Source organism: Mesorhizobium sp. M4B.F.Ca.ET.089.01.1.1, assembly GCF_004022605.1.
In the GTDB taxonomy this organism is placed as follows: Bacteria; Pseudomonadota; Alphaproteobacteria; order Rhizobiales; family Rhizobiaceae; genus Mesorhizobium; species Mesorhizobium abyssinicae.
The window spans coordinates 1-497 of record NZ_RZOS01001333.1 but is presented as its reverse complement, the minus strand read 5'-3'; the positions used below and the strand labels follow the sequence as shown (position 1 = coordinate 497).

The 497-nt window shown below is 62.2% G+C and carries 1 protein-coding gene; it reads left to right on the top strand.

Annotated elements, in window-relative coordinates:
• Window positions 1–28: 28 nt before the first annotated feature.
• Window positions 29–497, top strand: a 469-nt coding sequence (locus EN780_RS37405; RefSeq protein ID WP_128276649.1) for an aldehyde dehydrogenase family protein, incomplete at its 3' end; no start/stop codon positions are given.

The window sequence follows — 497 nt, the reverse complement described above, 5'->3', positions numbered from 1 at the left end:
GCGCGCAACTGACCGGGGACGTGAGCTGATGAACGTGCGCGAATACGAGAACTGGATCGATGGCGCCTGGGCGAAGACCGATCGCAAGGTGGAACGCAAGTCACCGGCCCATGGCGAGCTGCTGGCGAGGTTCGCGCAAAGCGACGAGAACGCCGTCAACGCCGCGATCGAAGCTGCCCGAAGGGCTTTCGATGACCGATCCATATGGTCAGCCATCCCTGGCGCCGAGAGGGCAAAGGCTCTCGGGCGCTGGGTGGATCTGCTGATCCGTGAGATCGACAGGCTTGCCTTGATTGAGGCCGAAGAGGTCGGCAAGCCGATCCGCTTCGCCAAGGCCGAGGTCGAATGGTCGATAGAGCTTGCGCGCTATGCTGCAGCGCTCGCCTGGCAAATCCCCGGAGATCTGGTTTCCAATATCGGGGACGCAAATCTGGGCCTTGTGACCCGTGAACCGCGCGGCGTGATCGGAATGATAACGCCGTGGAACTTTCCCCTGG